Origin of the sequence: Mesorhizobium sp. M1E.F.Ca.ET.041.01.1.1, from assembly GCF_003997355.1 — a bacterium.
Lineage (GTDB): Bacteria > Pseudomonadota > Alphaproteobacteria > Rhizobiales > Rhizobiaceae > Mesorhizobium.
In genome coordinates this window covers 1-7,827 of the sequence record NZ_RZSL01000284.1, presented here as the reverse complement: position 1 = coordinate 7,827, position 7,827 = coordinate 1, and the positions used below count along the sequence as shown (strand labels likewise).

Genomic DNA, 7,827 nt, shown 5'->3' with positions numbered 1-7,827 from the left:
CAGCGTGCGGTCGATACCGGCAAAGCTGGAGAACGGCCCGCCCGTCTCGACGCGGGCCATCGAGATGCGCCAGTCGAAATCGTCGAGCCCGGCAGAGTCAGGCGAGACGGCGATCTCGGTCGTCGTGCCGCCGCCATTCTTCCACGGCATGACCCGGTAGCCGGCGGCACGAAGGATACGCATCGCTTCAGCCCAGAATGCCCGGCAGGTTGAGCTGATGCTCCTTGGCGCAGGCAATCGCTATGTCGTAACCGGCATCGGCGTGGCGCATGACGCCGGTCGCCGGATCGTTCCAAAGCACGCGCTCCAGGCGCTTCGCCGCGTCCGGCGTGCCGTCGGCGACGATCACCATGCCGGCATGCTGCGAAAAGCCCATGCCGACGCCGCCGCCATGATGCAGCGAAACCCAGGTGGCGCCGGACGCGGTGTTGAGCAGCGCGTTGAGAAGCGGCCAGTCGGAAACGGCGTCGGAGCCGTCCCTCATCGCCTCGGTCTCGCGGTTCGGCGACGCGACCGAGCCGGAATCGAGATGGTCGCGGCCGATGACGACCGGTGCCTTGAGCTCGCCCTTGGCCACCATCTCGTTGAAGGCGAGGCCGAGGCGATGGCGGTCGCCGAGGCCGACCCAGCAGATGCGCGCCGGCAGGCCCTGGAAGGAGATGCGCTCGCGCGCCATGTCCAGCCAGTTGTGGAGATGTGTGTTGCCGGGGGTGAGCTCGCGCACCTTGGCGTCGGTCTTGTAGATATCCTCCGGATCGCCGGAGAGTGCGGCCCAGCGGAACGGGCCGATGCCGCGGCAGAACAACGGACGGATATAGGCCGGCACGAAGCCCGGGAAGGCGAAGGCGTTCTCAAACCCCTCGTCCTTGGCGACCTGGCGGATATTGTTGCCGTAGTCCAGCGTCGGCACGCCGGCGTTCCAGAACGCCACCATCGCCTCGACATGCTCGCGCATCGAGGCGCGGGCCGCCTTCTCCACCGCCTTGGGATCGGAGGTGCGCTTCTCGCGCCATTCAGCCATGGTCCAGCCCTTGGGCAGATAGCCGTTGATGGGGTCGTGGGCCGAGGTCTGGTCGGTGAGGATATCGGGGCGGACGCCGCGCCTGAACATCTCCGGCACGATCTCCGCCGTGTTGCCGAGCAGGCCGACCGACTTCGCCTCGCCGGCCTTGGTCCAACGCTCGATCATTTCCATGGCCTCGTCGAGCGTCTCGGCCTTCTCGTCGAGATAGCGGGTGCGCAGGCGGAAATCGATCGAGTCCGGATTGCATTCGATCGCCAGGCAGCAGGCGCCGGCCATGACGGCGGCGAGAGGCTGGGCGCCGCCCATGCCGCCGAGACCGCCGGTCAGGATCCACTTGCCCTTGAGATTGCCGCCATAGTGCTGGCGGCCCGCTTCCACAAAAGTCTCATACGTGCCCTGCACGATGCCCTGCGTGCCGATATAGATCCAGGAGCCGGCCGTCATCTGGCCGTACATCATCAGGCCCTTCCTATCGAGCTCGTTGAACTTCTCCCAATTCGCCCAATGCGGCACGAGGTTGGAGTTGGCGATCAGCACGCGCGGCGCGTCCTTGTGGGTGCGGAAGACGCCGACCGGCTTGCCGGACTGAACCAGCAGCGTCTCGTCCTCGCCGAGCGTCTTCAGCGTAGCGGCGATACGGTCGAAATCGTTCCAGGTGCGCGCCGCCCGGCCGATGCCGCCATAGACGACCAGCTCGTTCGGGTTCTCGGCGACCTCCGGATCGAGGTTGTTCATGAGCATGCGCAGCGGCGCCTCGGTGGTCCAGTAGCGGGCGTTGAGCTTGTCACCGCGGGGCGCGCGCACTTCGCGGATGTTGTGACGGGGATTGTTCATCATTGTCCCTTTCAAGCAAGGCGGGCGGCGCGGGTCAGCGCCTTGCCCAGTCAATGGCGGTTTCGAGGATGGTCTTCAGCGTGGCGCGGATCGGCGCGGCGTAGCTGGGGTCGTAAGGCACCGGCCAGTTTTCCGGCGCTCCCTTCTTGTTCGGCTCGCGCATATAGCCGCGGTTGGAGAGCTCCATCTGCAGCGCATGGACACCGTTCTGCGGCTGGCCGAAGCTTCGCGTGATCCAGCCCCCCTTGAAGCGGCCGTTGACCACCCAGGTCTCGCCGGTCGCGGCGAGGATTTCGGCCACCTTTTGCTGCAGCGACGGATCGGCGCTCTTGCCGTCATTGGTGCCGAGGTTGAAGACCGGCAGCGTGCCTTCGAACAGGCGCGGCAGCACCGAGCGGATCGAATGGCAGTCATAGAGAACGATGTTCTCGTGGATGCCGCGCAACCGGTCGATTTCGCCCTGCAAGGCGGCATGATACGGAACGAAATAAGTCTCGCGGCGCTCATCGATCTCGGACGGCGTCGGCTCGTCGCCCATGTTATAGAGCGGATCGCCGTCGAACGTGTCCGTCGGGCACAGGCTGGTCGTCGCCTGTCCAGGATAAAGCGAGACGCCGGAAGGGTCGCGGTTGACGTCGATGACGGTGCGCGAAATGGCGGTGTGGACGACGGTCGCACCGAGGTCGGCTGCGAAATCATAGAGCTTGTCGATCCACCAGTCGCAGTCGCGGCGGCCGAGCCAGGTCGAGACCAGCCGGCTGTCGAGACCGGCAAGATCGATGCCGGTATGCGGGATCGAGACCAGCAGAGGCGCCGTTCCTTGCGTGACGGTGAGCCAGGAAGGGGTGGTCATCATGCGGCTCCCGCAATCGATGGCAACGCGATCGCGCCCGCCGCTTTCACCGCCGCCCCGCTGCGCACCAGGGCGATGGCCTTTTCCATGTCGGGATGGAAATGCCGGTCATTGTCGAGGTGCGGAACCTCGGCACGGACCAGCTTGCGCACCGCTTCGAGCGCTTCACTCGAAGCCAGCGGGGCGTGGAAATCGCAGCCTTGGGCGGCCGCCAGCAATTCGATGCCGACAACGGCGGTGGCATTCTCGATCATGCCGAGCAGCCGTCGCGCGCCATGCGCGGCCATCGAGACATGGTCTTCCTGATTGGCGGAGGTCGGGATCGAATCGACGCTCGCCGGATAGGCCTTCTGCTTGTTTTCCGAAACAAGTGCGGCCGCCGTCACCTGCGGGATCATGAAGCCGGAATTCAGGCCAGGCTTGGGCGTCAGGAAGGCCGGCATGCCGGACAGCGCCGGATCGACCAGCATGGCGATGCGCCGTTCCGACAGCGAGCCGATCTCGCAGACCGCAAGCGCGATCATGTCGGCGGCAAAGGCGACCGGCTCGGCGTGGAAATTGCCGCCCGAAAGCGCGGTGTCGTCCTCGGCGAAGATGAGCGGGTTGTCGGTGACGCCGTTGGCCTCGGTCTCCAGAGTTTCGGCCGCCTTGCGCAGCACGTCGAGCGCCGCACCCATCACCTGCGGCTGGCAGCGCAGGCAGTACGGATCCTGCACGCGCTCGTCGCCGACGCGATGCGATTCACGGATGGCGCTGCCGGCCATCAGGTTGCGCAGCGCCTCCGCCGTCTCGATCTGGCCGCGATGTTTCCGCAAGAGATGGATGCGCGGATCGAAGGGCGCGTCCGAGCCCTTGGCGGCATCCGTCGACAGCGCGCCGGCAACCAGTGCGGACTGATAGAGCGTCTCGGCCTCGAACAGGCCGGCAAGCGCGAAGGCGGTCGAGAACTGGGTGCCGTTGAGCAGCGCCAGACCTTCCTTGGCGCCAAGCGTCACCGGCTCCAGCCCATGCGATACGAAGGCGACCTTGGCCGGGAAGCGGCCATGCGGCGTAAAACATTCGCCGACGCCGATCATGACCGCCGTCATGTGGGAAAGCGGTGCGAGGTCGCCCGAGGCGCCGACCGAGCCTTGCGCCGGCACCACCGGGGTGACGTCGTTGGCGAGCATCCCTTGAAGCAGGTCGATGGTCTCGGCGCGAACGCCGGAGGCGCCCTGGGCGAGGCTGGCAAGCTTCAGCGCCATCATCAGCCGCACCACCGCGACCGGCATCGGCTCGCCGACACCGGCGGCATGCGAAAGCACGATGTTGCGCTGGAGCGTCTCGAGGTCGGCTGCGGGAATGCGGACGCTGGCCAGCTTGCCGAAGCCGGTGTTGATGCCATAGACCGGCTCGCCCTTGGCGACGATGCGGGCGACCGCCTCGGCGCTGGCCTTGATCTTCGGCCGGCAGGCGGCGTCAAGCTTCGGAACGGCGCCGCGATAGATGGCGCGCCAGTCGGCAAGTGTCGTGTTGCCGGGCTTCAGGATCAGTTCGGTCATTGTCCTCTCCAGATGCGGGCATGGAGCGGGTTGAAGCCCACGCGGTAGACGAGCTCGGCTGGGCGCTCGATGTCCCAGATGGCAAGGTCGGCCGACTTGCCGGCTTCAAGCGTGCCGGTCTTGTCGAGCAGGCCCAGCGCACGCGCGGCCTCGCGGGTGACGCCGGCGAGACATTCGTCGACGGTCATGCCGAACAGCGTCGCGGCCATGTTCATGGTGAGCAGCAACGAGGTGAGCGGCGAGGTGCCGGGATTGCTGTCGGTGGCGACCGCCATCCTGACGCCGCGCCGGCGGAACAGATCGACCGGCGGCTTCTTCGTCTCGCGGATGAAGTAATAGGCGCCGGGCAGAATGGTTGCGACGGTGCCGGCCTCGGCCATCGCCGCGGCACCCGCCTCATCCGTATATTCGAGATGGTCGGCGGACAGCGCGCCATAGCGGGCGGCGAGCGCTGCGCCATGCAGGTTGGAGAGCTGGTCGGCGTGGAGTTTTACGGGCAGGTCGAGCGCTTTGGCCTCATCGAAAACGCGCGCGATCTGCTCCGGCGAGAAGGCGATGCCCTCGCAAAAACCGTCGACGGCATCGGCGAGCTTTTCGGCGGCAACTGCCGGCAGGATCGTGCCGGCGACGAGGTCGATGAAGGCGTCCTTGTCGCCCTTGGCTTCCGGCGGCAGCGCGTGCGCGGCGAGACAGGTCGTGCGGATCGTGACCTTCCGTTCACCATCAAGCCGGCGGGCGGCGCGCAGCGACTTCTTCTCGTTGTCGAGGTCGAGGCCGTAGCCGGATTTGACTTCGACGGTCGTGACACCTTCGGCCAACAGCGCATCGAGGCGCGGCAGCGTCTCAGCGACGAGTTCGTCCTCGCTGGCAGCGCGCAGCGACTTCACGGAGGAAACGATGCCGCCTCCAGCGCGGGCCACTTCTTCATAAGTGGCGCCGGCCAGCCGCATCTCGAATTCGTTCGCCCTGTTGCCGGCATAGACAAGATGCGTGTGGCAGTCGATCAGACCGGGCGTGATCCAGCGTCCTGCGCAATCGACGGTGTCGGCGCCCCGCCCGAGCCCGGCCGGCATGTCGGCTTCGGCGCCAGCATAGACAATCAAGCCGTCACGTGCGGCGACCGCGCCTTTCTCGACGATGCCGAGGCCGGCCGCGCCCTCAGCCAGAGTCGCCAGGCGCGCATTGCGCCAGAGACGAAGGCCACTCTTTCCGTTCTCTCCACCCATCATCTTTTCCATTTGAAAGGATGGCAATTATGTATATACATATTGGAACGCGACGCAAGCGATAATGTCGCTCGGGCATTCAGATTCGGAGATGGACGTGACGGCGATCTTTGCGGAACAGGCGCTGCTACCCGAGGGCTGGCAAGGCAATGTGAGGATCGCTTTCGACGGCGGTCGCATCGCCACGGTCGAGACCGGCACTTCTCCGCAGGCCGGCGACGAGCGCCATGCCATTCTGTTGCCCGGCATGCCCAATCTGCACAGCCACGCCTTCCAGCGCGGCATGGCCGGGCTCGCCGAATTGCGCGGCCCTTCGGCGGACAGTTTCTGGAGCTGGCGAGAGGTGATGTACCGCTTCGCGCTGTCGATGACGCCGGACCAGGTCGAGGCAGTGGCGGCGCAGCTTTATATCGAGATGCTGGAGGCCGGCTTCTCGCGCGTCGGCGAGTTCCACTATCTCCATCACGACCGTGACGGGAAGCCATATGCCAACATCGCCGAGATGGCGGAGCGGATCGCGGCGGCGGCTTCCGAGACCGGTATCGCTCTGACGCTGCTGCCGGTCTTCTACGCCCATTCCGCCTTCGACGGCGCAGCTCCCAATGAAGGCCAGCGGCGATTCATCAATGATGTCGAGCGCTTCGGGCGGCTGCTTGAGAAAAGCCGCGAAGGCGTGTCGATGCTGGAGCAAGCGGTGGTCGGCGCTGCGCCGCACAGCTTGCGCGCGGCAACGCCGGACGAGCTCAATGCAGTCGTGGCGCTGGCGCCGGACGGCCCGATCCACATCCATGTCGCCGAGCAAGTCAAGGAAGTCGAGGATTGCGTCGCCTGGTCGGGCGCGCGGCCGGTTCAATTCCTGCTTGGCCAGGCATCAGTGGACAAGCGTTGGTGCCTGATCCACGCCACGCATATGAGCGAGGCGGAGACCATCGCCATGGCGAAGAGCGGCGCGATCGCTGGGCTCTGCCCGATCACCGAGGCCAATCTCGGCGACGGCACTTTTGCTGCGCCGCTGTTCATCGAACATGGCGGCCGCTTCGGCGTCGGCTCCGATTCCAATGTGCTGATCGGCCTGCCTGACGAGCTCAGGCAACTCGAATATTCGCAGCGCCTCGCCCACCGCGCCCGCAATGTTCTGGCGCGCGCCGGCGGCTCCACGGGGCGCGCGCTGTTCGATGCGGCATTGGATGGCGGCAGCCAGGCGCTCGGTGCCGGATCGTCACGGATTGCAGTCGGCGGTCCCGCCGATTTCGTCTCGCTCGACACCAACCATGCCTCGCTTGCGGGCAAGGCGGGAGACGCGATCCTCGACGCCTGGATCTTCGCCAATGGCAGCAAGGTGGATTGCGTCTGGGTGCACGGGAAAAAGCAGGTCAGCGGCGGCAGGCATGCGAAGCGTGAGGTTGTTGCCGAGCGATTCCGCCAGGTGATGACGGCGCTGTCCCAGAACTGAAGCAGGAAAGCCCATGAGCCTGGTCGAGACAGATGATGTTGAAAGTGGCGAGAGCGTCTCGCTACACCAGCGCATCCTGTCGGATATCCGCGAAAAGATCCTGTCCGGCGCCTGGGCGCCTGGCCATCGCATTCCTTTCGAGCACGAGCTGACGGCCGAATACAAATGCTCACGCATGACGGTGAACAAGGCGCTGTCGCAGCTCGCCAAGGCGGGGCTGATCGAGCGCCGCCGCCGCTCAGGAAGTTTCGTGCGCCAGCCGCAATCGCAGGCGGCGGTGCTGGAGCTCCACGACATCCGGATCGAGGTCGAGGCGCTCGGCCTGCCCTATCGCTACGAACGGCTTGAGCGGCTGAAGCGGCGCAGCAGCGCCGAGGACCGCGCGCTGCTCGGACTCTCTGCTCCGGGTCCGGTACTTTGGCTGGAAAGCGTGCATTTTGCCGGCGAACGGCCTTTCGCGCTCGAGCAGCGGCTGATCAATCTTTCAGCGGTGGCCGGGGCCGGAGAGGAAGAGTTCTTCGAGATCGCTCCCGGCCCGTGGCTGATCGGCCGCGTGCCGTGGAGCGAGGCCGAGCACCGCATCCGCGCCATGGCGGCTGATGAGACTATCGCCGATGCGCTCGACATCGATCCCGGCGCGTCCTGTTTGGTGGTCGAGCGGCGAACGTGGAGCGCGGAGCACCCGGTCACCCATGTGCGCTTCATCTATCCGGCGGAAAGCCACACGCTGGTAGCGAGGTTTACGCCTTCGCAGGGGTAGCGCCAACGCCCCCCTTCTCCCCTTGTGAGGCCTTTGCACGGAACCGGGTTGGTGATTCCTTGGGTAAAGGATGAAGGGGGATGATTCGGATGGTCGATCGTGTGCTTGGTCAACTGAGCCTTGCGGATGGGCTGGT

7 protein-coding genes are annotated in these 7,827 nt (G+C 65.9%); 2 read left to right on the top strand and 5 right to left on the bottom strand.

From position 1 onward, the window contains the following. From EOA38_RS21500 to hutI, 5 genes are all read right to left on the bottom strand, one after another. Window positions 1-183 (bottom strand): HutD family protein (locus tag EOA38_RS21500; protein ID WP_189434782.1); only part of this gene is annotated, 183 nt, incomplete at its 3' end. Window positions 184-187: 4 nt separating this feature from the next. Beyond that, entirely contained in the window at window positions 188-1,858 is a 1,671-nt protein-coding gene (gene hutU, locus EOA38_RS21495) for a urocanate hydratase (RefSeq protein WP_127300180.1), read from the bottom strand. A gap of 34 nt (window positions 1,859-1,892) precedes the next feature. Beyond that, complete coding sequence (gene hutG / locus EOA38_RS21490; protein ID WP_126094317.1) at window positions 1,893-2,711, bottom strand: N-formylglutamate deformylase; 819 nt, start codon at window positions 2,709-2,711, stop codon at window positions 1,893-1,895. Further along, a complete protein-coding gene (hutH, locus tag EOA38_RS21485; RefSeq protein WP_127300179.1) occupies window positions 2,711-4,252 on the bottom strand; it encodes a histidine ammonia-lyase in 1,542 nt (513 codons plus the stop codon). The genes hutG and hutH overlap by 1 nt, the downstream gene beginning before the upstream one ends. Beyond that, window positions 4,249-5,478 carry an imidazolonepropionase gene (hutI, locus tag EOA38_RS21480; RefSeq protein WP_189434784.1) on the bottom strand — a complete coding sequence of 410 codons (1,230 nt, stop codon included), beginning with the start codon at window positions 5,476-5,478 and terminating at the stop codon, window positions 4,249-4,251. Before hutI ends, hutH begins: the two co-directional genes overlap by 4 nt. A 97-nt stretch (window positions 5,479-5,575) precedes the next feature. Between hutI and EOA38_RS21475 the strand changes: the two genes are divergently transcribed. Further along, the gene (locus tag EOA38_RS21475) at window positions 5,576-6,931 is read left to right on the top strand and encodes a formimidoylglutamate deiminase (protein ID WP_127300177.1); all 1,356 of its coding nucleotides are present in this window, start codon (window positions 5,576-5,578) and stop codon (window positions 6,929-6,931) included. A 13-nt stretch (window positions 6,932-6,944) separates the two neighbouring features. After that, on the top strand, window positions 6,945-7,691 hold the full coding sequence (gene hutC / locus EOA38_RS21470) for a histidine utilization repressor (RefSeq protein WP_127300176.1): 747 nt from the start codon (window positions 6,945-6,947) through the stop codon (window positions 7,689-7,691). The last annotated feature ends 136 nt before the right edge of the window (window positions 7,692-7,827 follow it).

Excerpts from the sequence above, each read along its gene's own strand:
- hutI (WP_189434784.1), bottom strand. The coding sequence starts at position 5,478 with ATGGGTGGAGAGAACGGAAAGAGTGGCCTTCGTCTCTGGCGCAATGCG.
- hutG (WP_126094317.1), bottom strand. The coding sequence starts at position 2,711 with ATGACCACCCCTTCCTGGCTCACCGTCACGCAAGGAACGGCGCCTCTG.
- hutU (WP_127300180.1), bottom strand. The coding sequence starts at position 1,858 with ATGAACAATCCCCGTCACAACATCCGCGAAGTGCGCGCGCCCCGCGGT.
- hutC (WP_127300176.1), top strand. The coding sequence starts at position 6,945 with ATGAGCCTGGTCGAGACAGATGATGTTGAAAGTGGCGAGAGCGTCTCG.
- hutH (WP_127300179.1), bottom strand. The coding sequence starts at position 4,252 with ATGACCGAACTGATCCTGAAGCCCGGCAACACGACACTTGCCGACTGG.